The following is a 16081-nucleotide window of genomic DNA, read 5'->3' as shown; positions in this document are numbered from 1 at the left end:
GCTACCTTCTATGTCCAGCCGCCTGCCTCCGGCAATATTCCTCATGGGGCCGACGGCCGCCGGTAAGACCGACCTGGCCATCGAGCTGACCCAGCATTTGCCCTGCGAGTTGATCAGCGTCGACTCGGCGCTGATCTACCGTGGCATGGATATCGGCACGGCAAAGCCGTCGAAGCAGCTGTTGGCGGAGTTTCCCCATCGCCTGATCGATATCCGCGACCCCGCCGAGCGTTACTCCGCCGCTGAATTCAGCGCCGACGCGCTGGCGGCCATGGCCGAAATCACCGCCAAAGGCCGTATTCCACTGCTGGTGGGCGGCACCATGCTGTATTACAAGGCATTGCAGGAAGGCCTGGCCGATATGCCAGCCGCCGATGCCGAGGTGCGCGCGCTGCTGGAACAGCGTGCGGCGAGCGAAGGTTGGGAGGTGTTGCACCGGGAATTGGCGGCGGTGGACCCGGAGTCCGCGGCGCGTATTCACCCCAATGACCCGCAACGGCTCACCCGAGCCTTGGAAGTATTTCTGGTCAGCGGCCAGACCATGACGTCGCTTAGAGAGCGTCAAGCCGCTCAAAACGGCGGTTCTAGCACAGCCGGTGCCCCGCAATTCCCCTATACTGTCGCCAACTTGGCCATTGCGCCTGCGCAACGCCAGGTTTTGCACGCGCGGATTGCCGAAAGATTTCAGGCCATGATGGAACAGGGCTTTGTCGAAGAGGTCGAAGCCCTGCGCAGTAGAGGTGACCTGCATGTCGGGTTGCCGTCTATACGGGCAGTGGGTTATCGCCAGGTCTGGGATTACCTCGACGGCAACCTGAGTCGGGAGCAAATGGTCGAGCGAGGCGTTATCGCCACTCGTCAATTAGCCAAAAGACAGTTCACCTGGTTGCGCAGTTGGTCCAATCTGCACTGGCTAGACAGTCTGGCTTGCGACAATCTGCCACGTGCCTTGAAATACTTGAAGTCGGTCTCCATATTGGACTGAGACCTTGCTTATTGCCGTCTACTCTTGGGGGTAAGGCGGCTAAGTCCACCACTTTTCATACTATAACTATCGATCTCCAAAGGAGTGCGGCACATGTCAAAAGGGCATTCGCTACAAGACCCTTACCTCAATACCCTGCGTAAGGAACGCGTACCGGTTTCAATTTATTTGGTTAACGGCATCAAGCTGCAAGGCCAGATCGAATCCTTCGACCAGTTTGTTATTTTGCTGAAGAACACTGTCAGCCAAATGGTCTACAAGCACGCAATCTCCACTGTGGTGCCGAGCCGTCCGGTTCGTCTGCCGAGCGCGACAGAAGGCGAGCAAGTCGAAGCAGAACCAGGTAACGCCTGATAGGAGTCTGCTTTGTTCTTCGAGCGTCATGAAGGTGGTGAACGGGCCATCCTGGTTCATCTGGAAGGCCAAGACCCAGAGGCGCGCGAAGATCCGCAGGAGTTCCAAGAGCTCGCCCACTCGGCGGGTGCGGACACGGTGGCGTTCATTAACGTGCCACGTCATCGGCCGACCGCAAAATTTCTGATTGGCAGTGGCAAGGTCGAGGAGTTACGCGACCTGGTCAAGGCCGAGCAGGCCGATCTGGTTATCTTCAACCACATCCTTACCCCGAGTCAGGAACGCAACCTTGAACGTGTGTTCGAGTGTCGCGTGCTCGACCGTACGGGGCTGATTCTGGATATCTTTGCCCAGCGTGCACGCACCCATGAGGGTAAGTTGCAGGTTGAGCTGGCGCAGCTCGATCACCTGAGCACGCGCCTGGTTCGCGGCTGGACCCACTTGGAACGGCAGAAGGGCGGTATCGGTCTGCGTGGTCCGGGTGAAACCCAGCTGGAAACCGACCGCCGCTTGCTGCGGGTGCGTATCGGTCAGATCAAACAGAAACTCGAACGCGTGCGCAGCCAGCGTGAGCAGGCACGGCGCGGGCGTAAGCGTGCGGATATTCCCTCCGTTTCGCTGGTGGGCTATACCAACGCCGGTAAATCCACCCTGTTCAACGCCGTTACCCAGTCAGAGGTGTACGCGGCGGATCAACTGTTCGCCACCCTCGACCCGACGCTGCGCCGCCTGGAGCTGGATGACCTCGGCCCCATTGTGCTGGCCGATACCGTGGGGTTTATCCGTCATTTGCCGCACAAGCTGGTCGAGGCCTTTCGCGCTACGCTGGAGGAGTCGAGCAACTCCGACTTGCTGCTGCATGTGATCGACGCGCACGAGCCGGACCGTCAGCAGCAGATCGAGCAGGTGTTAGCGGTGCTGACGGAAATCGGTGCTGATGAGCTGCCGATTCTCGAGGTGTACAACAAGCTGGATCTGCTCGAAGGCGTCGAGCCGCAGATTCAGCGTGATGAAGCGGGGCGTCCGCAGCGGGTGTGGTTGTCGGCCCGTGATGGGCGTGGCCTTGAGTTGTTGTCGCAGGCGGTTGCCGAGTTGCTCGGCAACGATCTGTTTGTAGGCACCTTGTGCCTGCCGCAGAAGTTGGGCCGCCTGCGCGCGCAGTTTTTTGCCTTGGGCGTAGTGCAAACCGAAGCGCATGATGAGCAGGGCGCCAGTCTCTTGGCTGTGCGGGTTCCACGTGTGGAGTTGAATAGGTTGATCAGTCGTGAAGGCTGGCAGCCGTCAGAGTTTCTGGAGCAACACACTTTGCAATAAAGCCTGCGACTGTGGCTTTGCTGCTGTTGGGTGGCATCTGTAGCATTGGCGGGCGCGCCGTGGGCGCGTCTTTGCTTTATCAGTATGGAGAGCGCTATGGCTTGGAATGAGCCGGGTGGCAACTCGAACAATCAAGACCCTTGGGGTGGACGCAAGGGTGGCGGTGACCGCAAAGGTCCACCGGATCTCGACGAAGCCTTCCGCAAGCTGCAGGAGAGCCTCAACGGGCTGTTCGGCGGCAGTAAAAAACGTGACAGCGATGGTGGCTCCAGTGGCGGCGGTGGCGGTGGCTTCGGCCTGATCGCTGTGGTCGTTGCGGTGTTGGCTGCTATCTGGCTGTACAGCGCCGTGTATGTTGTCGACGAGCAGGAACAGGCCGTGGTGCTGCGCTTCGGCAAGTACTACGAAACCGTCGGCCCAGGCCTCAACATCTATTTCCCTCCGATTGATCGCAAGTACCAGGAGAACGTCACCCGCGAGCGTGCTTACAGCAAGCAAGGGCAGATGCTCACCGAGGACGAGAACATCATCGAGGTACCGCTGACGGTTCAATACAAGATCAGCAACCTGCAGGATTTCGTACTTAACGTTGACCAGCCGGAAGTGAGCCTGCAGCAGGCCACCGACAGCTCGGTGCGCCATGTGGTGGGTTCCACCGCGATGGACCAGGTGCTCACCGAAGGCCGTGAACTGATGGCCAGCGAAGTCAAAGAGCGCTTGCAGCGTTTTATGGACACGTACAAGACCGGTATCACCGTTACCCAGGTGAACTTGCAGAGCGCCGCGGCGCCGCGTGAAGTTCAGGAAGCCTTCGATGACGTGATCCGTGCCCGTGAAGACGAGCAGCGCGAGAAGAACCTGGCCGAGTCCTACGCCAACGGTGTTGTGCCGGAAGCCCGTGGTCAGGCCCAGCGCTTGATCGAGGATGCCAGCGGTTATCGCGATGAAGTGGTTTCCCGCTCGACCGGTGAAGCAGATCGTTTCACCAAACTGGTCGCCGAGTACCGCAAGGCGCCGGAAGTTACCCGCGAGCGTCTGTACTTGGACACCATGCAAGAGCTGATGACCAACACCAGCAAAGTGTTGGTGACCGGCGAGAAAGGGCAGAACAATCTGCTTTATCTGCCGCTCGACAAGATGATCGATAGCCGTGGCGGTGCCGCTGCGCCGAGTGCTTCGAGCAATGCCGCCGCTGCTGATTTGGGTACGCGGGTGAATGCTGATTTGCAACAGCGTGATCTGCGGACAAGGGAGACTCGCTGATGAGCAATAAATCACTGGCTGCTCTGATTGTCGGCGTCGTCGTTTTGCTGGTTGGCTGGAACTGCTTCTACATCGTCTCGCAAACCGAGCGTGCGGTCATGCTGCGCTTCGGTCGTATCGTGCAGACCGATGTGGCGCCTGGCCTGCATGTGAAGGTTCCGTACGTCAACCAGGTGCGCAAGTTCGACGCGCGTCTGATGACCCTGGACTCCTCCACCTCGCGTTTCCTCACCCTGGAAAAGAAGGCATTGATGGTTGATGCCTACGCCAAATGGCGGGTGCTGGATGCTGAGCGTTACTACACCGCGACGTCGGGCATGAAGCAGATCGCCGATGAGCGTCTGTCTCGTCGTCTGGAAGCCTCGCTGCGTGACCAGTTTGGTAAGCGCACCTTGCACGAGTCGGTTTCCGGCGAGCGCGATGCGTTGATGGCAGACGTAACGGCTTCACTGAACAAAGCGGCGCAGAAAGAGTTGGGTATCGAAGTGGTCGACGTTCGCGTCAAGGCTATCGACCTGCCCAAGGAGGTCAACCGCAGCGTGTTCGACCGCATGAGTTCCGAGCGTGAACGTGAGGCCCGCGAGCACCGCGCCAAAGGTAAGGAGCTTGCCGAAGGTATTCGTGCTGACGCCGACCGGCAGAAGCGCGTGATCCTGGCTGAAGCGTATCGTGAAGCGGAAGAGATGCGCGGTGACGGTGATGCCAAGGCCTCGGCGATCTACGCCAAAGCCTACGGCATGGACCAGGAGTTCTACGGTTTCTACCGCAGCCTACGTGCCTACCGCGAAAGCTTCGCCGACAAGCGTGACGTGTTGGTGCTGGACCCCAGCAGCGACTTCTTCCGTTATCTGGAGAAGTCCAAGCCTTGATGTGAGTCGCTTCCGGCGGACGCCTGTCGTCCGTCGGGGTGACCGATCAGGCAAAGGTTGTTATGATGCGTCAGCCGGGAAATTCCCGGCTTTTTTGCGTCTGTGGGAATCATGTGGCAGGAACTCGGCATCGCGTTGTGTTTAGTGCTGGTGCTGGAAGGCATCCTGCCGTTCCTATATCCACGAGGTTGGCGTGAGACATTCATGCAGCTTTTACAGCTGTCTGATCGGCACTTACGCCTAATCGGGCTTGCCAGCATGCTGCTGGGAACAGTCCTCCTTTACTGGCTTCATTAATGGCTGCCGCCCGCAACGAGGGGAATGGCGAAATGGCAACGGTAGACCGCTGGCTGCTGCCAGATGGCATCGAGGAAGTACTGCCGCCGGAAGCGGCGCGCATCGAGGCGGCGCGCCGTCAGGTACTGGATCTGTTCCAGCGCTGGGGCTATGAGTTCGTCGTCACTCCACATATTGAATACCTGGAATCGCTGCTCACCGGCGCGGGCCAGGATCTGGATCTGCGCACCTTCAAGGTGATCGATCCGCAAACCGGCCGGCAGATGGGCTTTCGCGCCGACATCACCCCGCAAGTGGCGCGCATCGATGCGCACACCCTGCGTCGTGAAGGGCCGAACCGTCTGTGCTATGCCGGCAGCGTGCTGCACGCTCAGCCTCGCGCCCTGACCACCTCGCGCAGCCCGATTCAGCTGGGCGCCGAGTTGTATGGCGACGCCAGCCCGGCCAGCGACGTTGAAGTGATCAGCCTGCTGCTGGAAATGCTCGAATTGGCCGCCGTGCCGGACGTGCACATCGACCTCGGCCATGTCGGTATCTACCGCGGCCTGGCGCGTGCCGCCGGGCTGTCTGGTGAAGTGGAGCAGCAACTGTTCGACGCCCTGCAGCGCAAGGCGGTCGACGAAGTGGCGACCCTCACCGAAGCGGTACCGGCCGAACTGCAGAAAATGCTCCGTGCCCTGGCCGAGCTCTGCGGTGAGCGCGAAGTGCTGGACCTGGCCCAGGCCTGCCTGGTCGAGGCCCCAGAAGACGTACACCTGGCGCTGGACGAGTTGATCGCCATCGCCGATACCCTGGAGCGCCGCTACCCCGAAGTGCCGTTGTACTTCGATCTGGGCGAGCTGCGTGGCTACCATTACCACACTGGTGTGGTGTTCGCCGCGTTCGTGCCGGGTGTTGGTCAGTCCATCGCCCAAGGCGGCCGCTATGATGATATTGGTGCTGACTTTGGTCGGGCTCGCCCGGCGACTGGTTTCTCCACCGACCTGAAGACATTGGTGACGCTGGGCGCGATGCAGCTCGACGAGCCAGAGGCTGGGGTCTGGGCGCCGGACAATCATGATTTGTACCTGTGGAAGGCAGTTCGCCAGTTGCGTGCGCAGAACACGCGCGTCGTGCAGGCTCTGCCCGGTCAGGAAGTAAGTGCTGCGCACGAGGCGGGCTGCGATCGCCAGCTGGTGCTCACTGATGGGCGCTGGCAGGTTGTGCCATTGGCTGTTTAAAGGTTTCCGCTGGCTTTGGCCGGCATCAAGCTTCGAAGAGGACAAGTGTTATGGGTAAGAATGTCGTCGTCCTGGGCACCCAATGGGGTGATGAGGGCAAAGGCAAGATCGTTGATCTGCTGACTGAACACGCGGCTGCGGTAGTGCGCTACCAGGGCGGTCACAACGCAGGTCATACCCTGGTGATCAATGGCGAGAAAACCGTCTTGCACCTGATCCCCTCGGGCGTGCTGCGCGAAGGCGTGCAGTGCCTGATCGGTAACGGTGTGGTGGTCGCGCCTGACGCCCTGATGCGCGAAATCATCAAGCTGGAAGAGAAGGGCGTACCGGTGCGCGATCGTCTGCGCATCAGCCCGGCTTGCCCGCTGATCCTCTCCTACCACGTGGCGCTGGACCAGGCCCGTGAGCGTGCCCGCGGCGAAGCCAAGATCGGCACCACCGGTCGTGGTATCGGCCCGGCGTACGAAGACAAAGTGGCCCGTCGCGGTCTGCGCATCGGTGACCTGTTCCACCGCGAGCGTTTCGCCGCCAAGCTCGGCGAGTTGCTGGACTACCACAACTTCGTGCTGGTCAATTACTACAAAGAGCCGGCCATCGATTTCCAGAAAACCCTGGATGAGTGCATGGAATACGCCGAGCTGCTGAAGCCGATGATGGCCGACGTGACCTCCGTACTGCACGACCTGCGTCGCGATGGCAAAGACATCATGTTCGAAGGCGCGCAGGGTTCGCTGCTCGACATCGACCATGGTACTTATCCGTACGTCACCAGCTCCAACACCACCGCTGGCGGCATCGCCACCGGTTCCGGTTTTGGTCCGATGTACCTGGATTACATCCTTGGTATCACCAAGGCGTACACCACTCGCGTCGGTTCGGGCCCGTTCCCGACTGAGCTGTTCGACGACGTTGGTGCGTTCCTGGCCAAACGTGGCCACGAGTTCGGTGCCACCACCGGCCGTGCTCGTCGTTGCGGTTGGTTCGATGCCGTGATCCTGCGTCGCGCCATCGAAATCAACAGCATCTCGGGCCTGTGCCTGACCAAGCTGGACGTGCTCGACGGTCTGGAAACCATCCGCATCTGCGTGGGTTACAAGAACGAGAACGGCGCCGTCATCGACGCACCGACCGATGCCGACAGCTACATCGGCCTGGAACCGGTGTACGAAGAAGTGCCGGGCTGGAGCGAGTCGACCCTGGGCGCCAAGAGCCTGGACGAGCTGCCGGCGAACGCCCGTGCCTACATCAAGCGTGTGGAAGAATTGGTCGGCGCGCCGATCGATATCATCTCCACTGGCCCGGATCGCAACGAGACCATCGTCCTGCGTCACCCGTTCGCCTAAGCGCTAGCGCTGCCGCAGTTAGTGCGGTTGCATACGACAAAGGGTCGCCATTGGCGGCCCTTTGTCGTTTCTGCCTGTTTGTTCAGGTTGGCGGCATGGCGATTGCCTATCCTCAAGTTATCCCAGCGGTTGCCGTCACACAGGTGACGGGTATTGGAGGTTTGTCGTGTCAGCCATCGTTTCTCTCTTGCGTAGCCGCTTGCTGCGCCCGGTTTTCATTGCTCTTGGAATTGCACTGCTGGTGCAGGTCCTGGTGGCTGTTGCACTAACTCGGAGCACGGTCGGTGCGCTGGAGGTCGACCTGGGCACGCGCCTGGGGGCCGACACCCAGCGCCTGGAGTCCGAGTTGCAGGAAGCTGGGCGTGAGCTCTCCTCCGGACTCGGCACCTTGTCGACGCGTACCCGCGAGCGGCTGGCGGCGGGACTGTCATCGCGCTTGAAGGAGGAGCAGGCGCAGATACGCACGACCCTCGAACAGAACCTCAAAGATTCGGCCAACGACATGGCGCAGCTGCTTGCGGCTGTGGCACCACGAGCCATGTGGGATAACGACGGCCCGGCGTTGTCGGAATTCGCCCGCCGCGCCCAGCGCAACCCCAACGTGTTGTTTGTGGTGTACGACGATGCCCAGGGCCAGCACCTGACTCGCTACCTCAATCGCGAAAACCCGCTGATCAAAGCCCTGATGGAAAAAGGCGAGGGCGAGCGGGCGCTGGATAAAGTGCTCAACGCCGCACGCAACGACAAATCCGTGTACCTCATCGAGGCGCCCATCAGCCCCAACGGTGTGGAGATCGGCAAAGTCCTGATGGGGGTTTCCACCGCGTCGGTCGAACAGCAACTGGAGGCGTTGGATAAACGCTTCGCCGCGCTGATCGCCAGCGGTGATCAGTTGGTCGCCGATAGCCTGTCCGGCGCTGCCACCGACAGTACGGCCGCACTCACTGCGCGTCTGAAAGCGGCGCAGGCGGAAACCGCCGGTATGGCCGATGGCGCGCGCAGCTCGGTGCAAGAATCGGCGGCGACGCTGAAGTGGCGCATCGGCTTGAGCCTGGTGCTGGTCGGCTTGGGTGTGCTGCTGACCCTGGCGGTGGTGCTCGGTCAACGTGTGGTCAGCAAGCTGCACCTGCAGATTGCGGCGCTGAATGACCTGGCGGCGGGCGAGGGCGATCTGACCCGGCGTATCGAGGTGACCAGTCGCGACGAGATCGGCGACATGGCCATCGCGGTCAATCGTTTTGTCGAGAAGCTGCAGCCCATCGTTCGTGAAGCGGGCGAAGTGGCGGTCAGCACTGGCGTAGAAATCAAAGGCCTGGCCACCCGCAGCGTGGCAGCCGAAGCGGCGGCCGAACGTCAGCGCGACGAAGTGGCTGGCAGCCTGGAGGCGTTAGCGGTGATGGCCGGTGATGCCCAGGCGGAAAGCCGAGCCATGCAGGCAGCGTTGCAGCGAGTGGTATCGATCCGTCAGGACGCCAATGAAAACGCCGTGATTGCTACCAAGGTCGGTAGCTTGATTGAGGAGCTGGTGTCGCGCGTTGATGCAGGCTCAGCGGTGATCGAGCGCCTGGCGCGCCAGAGTGAACAGATCGAAATGGTCCTCACCGTTATCCATGGCATCGCTGAACAGACCAACTTGCTGGCGCTCAACGCAGCCATCGAAGCGGCCCGTGCTGGCGAAACAGGTCGTGGTTTTGCCGTGGTGGCCGATGAGGTGCGCGCGCTGGCCAGCAAGACTCAGCAATCCACTGGCGATATCCAGTCGCACATCACTGCCTTGCAGCAAGGTGCGAAGGAGGCGGTGTCGGTGATTGGTCGTGCCGGTCAGCAGGCCAATGAAGGTCTGGCGGCGCTGCGTGATAGCGAGCGGTTGCAGTTGTCGGTGCAGGCGGCGGTGGACGATGTGCACGCGGCGATCAAGGCGGCCACTCAGGCGGCGGCGCATCAAGCCGAAGGGGCGGATGCGGTGCGTGGTCGGGTGGAGGTAATCCATGCCGAAGCGCAGCGTGCGGCAGAGGCGGGGGCGGCGACGGCGGCCAGTGGGCGAGTGCTGGATGGCTTGGCGTCGCGATTGAAGTCGAGCCTGGGTCAGTTCCGCGTCTAGCCGAGCGAGAAATAAAGAAGCCGAGGTCGTCCTTGGCTTCTTTATTTTTGACCTGTCAGCAGCCAAATCGCAGGCACAAAAAAACCGGCCTAAGCCGGTCTCTTTGTTGCTGAGGTTGGTAGAACCTCAGTCTGAATTGGTGCCCAGGAGAAGACTCGAACTTCCACGATGTTGCCATCGCTAGGACCTGAACCTAGTGCGTCTACCAATTCCGCCACCTGGGCGTTGAGTTCGCTGATCGCTCGGCTACTTTCAACTACAACAACGTTGCCGCCGTTGTGGCGCGAAATATACGGGCCTGGCCGAACGTTGTAAACCCCTGAATATAAACGCTTTTCAGTAAACTGCAGGCACAAAAAAACCGGCCTAAGCCGGTCTCTTTGTTGCTGAGGTTGGTAGAACCTCAGTCTGAATTGGTGCCCAGGAGAAGACTCGAACTTCCACGATGTTGCCATCGCTAGGACCTGAACCTAGTGCGTCTACCAATTCCGCCACCTGGGCGTTGAGTTCATTGATTGCTCAACTACTTTCAACTACAACAACGTTTGCCGTCGTTGTGGGCGCGAAATATACGGACCGAGTTCAGGGTTGTAAACCCCTGGTGCGAAAAAAAACTTTATTCATACACGTGAGCAGACCAAGATAGCGTTTTCGCGCTTCAATAGGCGCATGACACTTACTTCTCTATATAGATAAGGCGAACCCTCTCTAATGGCCGATTGGCAATCCCTCGATCCCGAGGCCGCCCGTGAAGCGGAAAAATACGAAAACCCCATCCCTAGTCGTGAGCTGATTCTTCAGCATCTGGCTGATCGCGGTTCGCCGGCCAACCGCGAGCAACTGGTGGAAGAGTTCGGTCTCACTACTGAAGAACAGCTGGAAGCCTTGCGTCGTCGCCTGCGGGCGATGGAACGCGATGGCCAGTTGATCTACACCCGCCGTGGCACCTACGCGCCGGTGGACAAGCTGGACCTGATCCTCGGGCGCATCAGCGGTCACCGCGACGGCTTCGGCTTCCTGATCCCGGATGACAAAAGCGACGACCTGTTTCTGAGCCCGGCGCAGATGCGCCTGGTGTTCGATGGCGACCGTGCCCTGGCACGCGTTACCGGTCTCGACCGCCGTGGTCGCCGTGAAGGTGCGGTAGTGGAAGTGATATCCCGCGCCCACGAAAGTATTGTTGGTCGTTACTACGAAGAAAGCGGCATCGGCTTCGTGGTCGCCGACAACCCGAAAATCCAGCAGGAAGTGCTGGTCACCCCGGGCCGCAACGCCAACGCGAAGCAGGGTCAGTTCGTTGAGGTGAAAATCACCCACTGGCCAACCCCGCGCTTCCAGCCGCAAGGCGACGTGGTTGAAGTGGTCGGCAACTACATGGCGCCGGGCATGGAAATCGACGTGGCGCTGCGCAGCTACGACATTCCCCACGTCTGGCCCGAGGCCGTGCTGAAAGAAGCCGCCAAGCTCAAGCCGGAAGTGGAAGAGAAGGACAAAGAAAAACGCATCGACCTGCGCCATCTGCCGTTCGTGACCATCGACGGCGAAGACGCTCGCGACTTCGACGATGCGGTGTTCTGCGAAAAGAACGGCAGCAAGTGGGGCCTGTTCTCCGGCGGCTGGAAGTTGTATGTCGCCATCGCTGACGTTTCTTCGTACGTGAAAATCGGCTCGGCCCTGGACGACGAATCGCAAGTGCGCGGCAACTCGGTGTACTTCCCTGAGCGCGTGGTGCCGATGCTCCCTGAGGAGCTGTCCAACGGCTTGTGCTCGCTGAACCCGCACGTCGATCGTCTGGCCATGGTCTGCGAGATGAGTATCTCCAAGACCGGCAAGATGACCGACTACCAGTTCTACGAAGCGGTCATTCACTCCCATGCGCGCCTGACCTACAACAAGGTCAGCACCATCCTTGAGCAGCCGAAGAGCACCGAAGCCAAAGCCCTGCGCGGCGAATACGCTGACGTGGTGCCGCACCTCAAACAGCTGTACTCGCTGTATCAAGTGCTGCTGGCGGCCCGTCATGAGCGTGGCGCCATCGACTTCGAAACCCAGGAAACCCGCATCATCTTCGGTTCTGGCCGCAAGATCGCCGAGATCCGTCCGACCACGCGCAACGACGCGCACAAGCTGATCGAGGAGTGCATGCTGGCCGCCAACGTGGCCACCGCCGAATTCCTCAAGAAGCACGAAATTCCTGCGCTGTACCGCGTGCACGATGGTCCGCCGCCGGAGCGTCTGGAAAAACTCAAGGCCTTCCTCGGCGAGCTGGGTCTGTCGCTGCAGCGCGGCAAGTCCAAAGAAGGCCCGTCGCCCAAGGACTATCAGGCGCTGCTGGAAAATATCCGCGAGCGCCCGGATTACCACCTGATCCAGACCGTGATGCTGCGCTCCCTGAGCCAGGCGGTTTACAGCGCTGACAACCAGGGCCACTTCGGCCTGAATTACGAGGCGTACACCCACTTCACCTCGCCGATCCGTCGTTACCCGGACTTGCTTACTCACCGTGCGATCCGCAGCGTGATCCGCTCGAAGATCGACACCCCGCACGTCAAACGTGCTGGCGCGGTGATCATCCCGAAAGCGCGCATCTACCCGTACGACGAAGCCGCTCTGGAGCAGTTGGGCGAGCAATGCTCGATGTCCGAGCGCCGTGCCGACGAAGCCACCCGCGACGTGGTGAACTGGCTCAAGTGCGAGTTCATGAAAGACCGCGTCGGCGAAAGCTTCCCGGGCGTGATCACTGCAGTGACCGGTTTTGGTCTGTTCGTCGAGCTCAAAGACATCTACGTCGAAGGTCTGGTGCACGTCACCGCCTTGCCGGGTGACTACTACCACTTCGACCCGGTTCACCATCGCCTGGCAGGCGAGCGCACCGGTCGTAGTTTCCGTCTGGGTGACAGCATCGACGTCAAAGTCATGCGCGTGGACCTGGATGAACGCAAGATCGACTTCGAGCTGGCGCAAGCCACCATCGATGCGCCGATCGGCCGTAAAGGCCGTGCCACCACCTCGGCGACCAAAGGCGGCGCGCGCGAGCGTGCGGAAAAAGCCAATGCCGCTGGCGGCCGTGCTCCGGCTGCCACTGGCAGCACTGATGTGAAACGCAGCCGCGAAGTGAAAAGCGCGCTGCTCGCCGAAGCGAAAAGCAAAGGCAAAGCCAGCACTGCGGGCAAAAGTACTAAGCCCAGCAGTCACCGTAAAGGCCCGGCAAAGGCCGGCCCGGCGGCACCGAGCAAAAGCGGCGGGGCACGTAAGCCAAAGGGTAAAGCATGAGTCAGTTGGAAAAAATCTACGGCGTGCACGCCGTAGAAGCGTTGTTGCGTCACCACCCCAAGCGGGTCAAGCAGATCTGGCTGGCCGAAGGCCGTAACGACCCACGGGTGCAGGTGCTGCTGGAGTTGGCCGCGCAGTCGCGGATCGCTGTCGGTCAGGCTGAGCGGCGCGAAATGGACGCCTGGGTTGAGGGCGTACACCAGGGCGTAGTGGCTGAAGTCAGCCCGAGCCAGGTGTGGGGTGAGGCCATGCTCGACGAGTTGCTCGACCGCTCCGAAGGCCACCCGTTGTTGCTGGTGCTCGACGGCGTGACCGATCCGCACAACCTCGGTGCCTGCCTGCGTACCGCCGATGCGGCCGGTGCGCTGGCGGTGATCGTGCCGAAAGACAAGTCCGCCACCCTCAACCCCACCGTGCGTAAAGTCGCCTGTGGTGCGGCCGAGGTGATTCCGCTGGTGGCCGTGACCAACCTGGCGCGCACCCTGGAAAAACTCCAGCAGCGTGGTCTGTGGGTGGTCGGCACTGCCGGTGAAGCCGAGCAGGAACTTTACGAACAGGACCTGACCGGCCCGACCATCCTGATCATGGGCGCCGAAGGCAAAGGCATGCGTCGCCTCACCCGCGATCACTGCGACTACCTGGTGCGCCTGCCGATGGCTGGCAGCGTCAGTAGCCTCAACGTCTCGGTTGCCACTGGCGTGTGCCTGTTCGAAGCGTTGCGCCAGCGCAGCGTCAAGGCCAAAGCCAAGAAGTAATGCCGGCTCTGCGGTTGCGGGGAGGGCGCGCAATGCGCTTTCCCCGGTTGTTCAAATAATCACCAATTGCCTTGCGCCCCCCGGCCCCCTTCTCTACAATTGCGCCCCTTGCCGTGACGGCAGGCGCCTTCGTGCCCTGATGTCCGGTGAGCTAACAGTGTCATTCACTCCTTGTCTGACCGCCCTGGCGGCAGGCTACAACCCGTAAGGAGCATTTATGCGTCATTACGAAATCATCTTTCTGGTTCACCCGGACCAGAGCGAGCAAGTCGGCGGCATGGTTGAGCGTTACACCAAGCTGATCGAAGAAGACGGCGGCAAAATTCACCGCCTGGAAGACTGGGGCCGTCGTCAACTGGCCTATGCAATCAACAATGTTCACAAGGCTCACTACGTGATGCTGAACGTTGAGTGCACCGGCAAAGCCCTGGCTGAGCTGGAAGACAACTTCCGCTACAACGATGCCGTGATCCGTAACCTGGTCATCCGTCGCGACGAAGCCGTTACCGGCCAGTCCGAGATGCTCAAGGCTGAAGAAAACCGCAGCGAGCGCCGCGAGCGTCGTGACCGTCCTGAAGCCGATTCCATCGATGGCGACAGCGATGACAGCGACAACAGCGACAGCGACAACGCTGACGAGTAATCCACGGATCTATTGAGGAGCCAATCTCATGGCACGTTTCTTCCGTCGTCGTAAATTCTGCCGTTTCACCGCTGAAGACGTGAAGGAGATCGATTACAAAGATCTCAACACGCTGAAAGCCTATGTTTCTGAAACCGGCAAAATCGTTCCAAGCCGTATCACCGGTACCAAGGCTCGTTATCAGCGTCAGCTGGCTACCGCTATCAAGCGCGCCCGCTTCCTGGCCCTGCTCGCCTACACCGACAGCCACGGCCGCTGAGACCGGAAGGTCGATACGTAGTAAGGGATAGATCGCATGCGCGCAGTTGCTGAGTTCATCATGCGCGGTCGCATGCAAGCCACCCTGGTGGTGGTAGGTAGTGCGGCATTGCCGCTGCTGTTCTGGTTAAGTGCTGCTGCAGGGTGCCTGGTGCTCCTGCGGCGTGGTCTGAAGGACGCTGCTGGCGTTCTGGTTTGGGCTCTGCTGCCGGCCTTGGTCTGGTGGTATCTCGGCGAACCGCGCACCTTGTTGGTGTTGCTGGGCTCGCTGGGGCTGGCGTTGGTGTTACGCGCTGGCGGGTCCTGGAACCGGGTGCTGTTGTGCAGTGTTGCTCTGGGCCTGGTGTACGGTGTGGTGTTGGGTTCGCAGTATCGTGAATTCCTCGAAGCGGTAGCGCTGGAGTTGCAGAAACTCTTGCCGCAGGCCCTAGGGGAGCTCCATCAGCAATTGCCGGTGGAACAACGAGCGCGACTGGATGCCTTGCTGGTACCGGTACTGACTGGATTGCTGGCGTCGGTGCTGCAAATCGTCAGCCTGCTATGCCTGATTCTTGGGCGTTATTGGCAGGCGGCGCTGTACAACCCTGGTGGTTTCGGGCTCGAGTTTCGCGCCCTGCGACTGCCGCCAGCGTTGGCGATGGTGCTGCTGGTTTGCATGCTGCTAGGCCCGAATGTCGGGCCGCAATTGGCCATGCTGACCCCGCTGTGCAGCGTACCGCTGGCGTTTGCAGGATTGGCCTTGTTGCACGGGCTGGTCTTTGTGGGGCGACTGGGCAAGTTCTGGCTGGTCGGTGTGTACATAGGCCTGCTGCTGTTTATGCAGCTGATTTATCCGTTACTGGTGGCTTTGGCCATTGTCGACAGTCTGATTGATTTTCGCGGACGCCACGCACGCAACGGTGCCGGCCCCGCGAACGGTGAAGGTTAAAAGTTAAGAGGTAAGACCCAAATGGAAGTCATCCTGCTGGAAAAAATCGCCAACCTGGGCAACCTGGGCGACAAAGTGAACGTTAAGGCTGGTTACGGCCGTAACTTCCTGCTGCCGCAAGGCAAAGCCACTGCCGCTACCGCTGCGAACGTTGCTGCGTTCGAAGAGCGTCGCGCAGAGCTGGAAAAACTGGCTGCCGAGAAGAAAGCTTCGGCTGAAGCTCGTGCTGCTCAACTGGCTGAGCTGGAAGTGACCATCACTGCCACCGCTGGTGATGAAGGCAAGCTGTTCGGTTCCATCGGTACTCACGACATCGCTGACGCCCTGACCGCCTCCGGCGTTGAAGTGGCTAAAGCTGAAGTACGTCTGCCGAACGGTACCATCCGTCACGTGGGCGAATTCGACGTAGCTGTGCACCTGCACTCCGACGTTGAAGCTACCGTCCGTGTTGTCGTGGTAGCTGCTTAAGCAACACCAA

Annotated in this window: 15 protein-coding genes and 2 tRNA genes; 15 read left to right on the top strand and 2 right to left on the bottom strand. The window is 60.4% G+C overall.

From position 1 onward, the window contains the following. Positions 1 to 10 precede the first annotated feature (10 nt). From miaA to C8K61_RS19180, 9 genes are all read left to right on the top strand, one after another. Positions 11 to 985 carry a tRNA (adenosine(37)-N6)-dimethylallyltransferase MiaA gene (miaA, locus tag C8K61_RS19220; RefSeq protein ID WP_108097896.1) on the top strand — a complete coding sequence of 325 codons (975 nt, stop codon included), beginning with the start codon at positions 11 to 13 and terminating at the stop codon, positions 983 to 985. Between the two features lie 93 nt (positions 986 to 1078). Further along, complete coding sequence (gene hfq / locus C8K61_RS19215; RefSeq protein ID WP_108097895.1) at positions 1079 to 1339, top strand: RNA chaperone Hfq; 261 nt, start codon at positions 1079 to 1081, stop codon at positions 1337 to 1339. A gap of 12 nt (positions 1340 to 1351) precedes the next feature. Continuing rightward, on the top strand, positions 1352 to 2653 hold the full coding sequence (gene hflX, locus C8K61_RS19210; RefSeq protein WP_108097894.1) for a ribosome rescue GTPase HflX: 1302 nt from the start codon (positions 1352 to 1354) through the stop codon (positions 2651 to 2653). 96 nt (positions 2654 to 2749) lie between these two features. Then, complete coding sequence (gene hflK / locus C8K61_RS19205) at positions 2750 to 3916, top strand: FtsH protease activity modulator HflK (RefSeq protein ID WP_108097893.1); 1167 nt, start codon at positions 2750 to 2752, stop codon at positions 3914 to 3916. After that, positions 3916 to 4785 carry a protease modulator HflC gene (gene hflC / locus C8K61_RS19200; RefSeq protein WP_108097892.1) on the top strand — a complete coding sequence of 290 codons (870 nt, stop codon included), beginning with the start codon at positions 3916 to 3918 and terminating at the stop codon, positions 4783 to 4785. The genes hflK and hflC overlap by 1 nt, the downstream gene beginning before the upstream one ends. 111 nt (positions 4786 to 4896) lie before the next feature. Next, a complete protein-coding gene (locus C8K61_RS19195; RefSeq protein WP_108097891.1) occupies positions 4897 to 5082 on the top strand; it encodes a DUF2065 domain-containing protein in 186 nt (61 codons plus the stop codon). 32 nt (positions 5083 to 5114) lie between these two features. Next, positions 5115 to 6302 carry an ATP phosphoribosyltransferase regulatory subunit gene (locus C8K61_RS19190; RefSeq protein ID WP_108098036.1) on the top strand — a complete coding sequence of 396 codons (1188 nt, stop codon included), beginning with the start codon at positions 5115 to 5117 and terminating at the stop codon, positions 6300 to 6302. A gap of 50 nt (positions 6303 to 6352) precedes the next feature. Beyond that, positions 6353 to 7645, top strand: coding sequence for an adenylosuccinate synthase (locus tag C8K61_RS19185; RefSeq protein ID WP_108097890.1), 1293 nt, complete (start codon positions 6353 to 6355; stop codon positions 7643 to 7645). 166 nt (positions 7646 to 7811) lie between these two features. Next, positions 7812 to 9746, top strand: a complete 1935-nt coding sequence (locus C8K61_RS19180) for a methyl-accepting chemotaxis protein (protein WP_108097889.1) — start codon at positions 7812 to 7814, stop codon at positions 9744 to 9746. Positions 9747 to 9883: 137 nt separating this feature from the next. Here the strand turns inward: C8K61_RS19180 and C8K61_RS19175 are convergent. Continuing rightward, a tRNA-Leu gene (locus tag C8K61_RS19175) sits at positions 9884 to 9970 on the bottom strand. 190 nt (positions 9971 to 10160) lie between these two features. Further along, a tRNA-Leu gene (locus C8K61_RS19170) sits at positions 10161 to 10247 on the bottom strand. A gap of 210 nt (positions 10248 to 10457) precedes the next feature. Here C8K61_RS19170 and rnr point away from each other — a divergent pair. The 6 genes from rnr (at position 10458) to rplI (ending at position 16071) form a co-directional block, all read left to right on the top strand. Further along, on the top strand, positions 10458 to 13019 hold the full coding sequence (rnr, locus tag C8K61_RS19165; protein ID WP_108097888.1) for a ribonuclease R: 2562 nt from the start codon (positions 10458 to 10460) through the stop codon (positions 13017 to 13019). Beyond that, positions 13016 to 13774, top strand: a complete 759-nt coding sequence (gene rlmB, locus C8K61_RS19160) for a 23S rRNA (guanosine(2251)-2'-O)-methyltransferase RlmB (protein ID WP_108097887.1) — start codon at positions 13016 to 13018, stop codon at positions 13772 to 13774. The genes rnr and rlmB overlap by 4 nt, the downstream gene beginning before the upstream one ends. A gap of 217 nt (positions 13775 to 13991) precedes the next feature. Then, positions 13992 to 14417, top strand: coding sequence for a 30S ribosomal protein S6 (gene rpsF, locus C8K61_RS19155; protein WP_108097886.1), 426 nt, complete (start codon positions 13992 to 13994; stop codon positions 14415 to 14417). Between the two features lie 28 nt (positions 14418 to 14445). Next, positions 14446 to 14676 carry a 30S ribosomal protein S18 gene (rpsR, locus tag C8K61_RS19150; protein ID WP_002551829.1) on the top strand — a complete coding sequence of 77 codons (231 nt, stop codon included), beginning with the start codon at positions 14446 to 14448 and terminating at the stop codon, positions 14674 to 14676. 36 nt (positions 14677 to 14712) lie between these two features. Then, complete coding sequence (locus C8K61_RS19145) at positions 14713 to 15603, top strand: hypothetical protein (protein WP_108097885.1); 891 nt, start codon at positions 14713 to 14715, stop codon at positions 15601 to 15603. A 21-nt stretch (positions 15604 to 15624) separates the two neighbouring features. Continuing rightward, complete coding sequence (gene rplI, locus C8K61_RS19140; protein WP_108097884.1) at positions 15625 to 16071, top strand: 50S ribosomal protein L9; 447 nt, start codon at positions 15625 to 15627, stop codon at positions 16069 to 16071. Positions 16072 to 16081 lie beyond the last annotated feature (10 nt).

The organism is Pseudomonas sp. GV071 (assembly GCF_003050835.1).
Classification (GTDB): Bacteria; Pseudomonadota; Gammaproteobacteria; order Pseudomonadales; family Pseudomonadaceae; genus Aquipseudomonas.
This window is presented reverse-complemented; position numbering and strand designations above follow the sequence as displayed.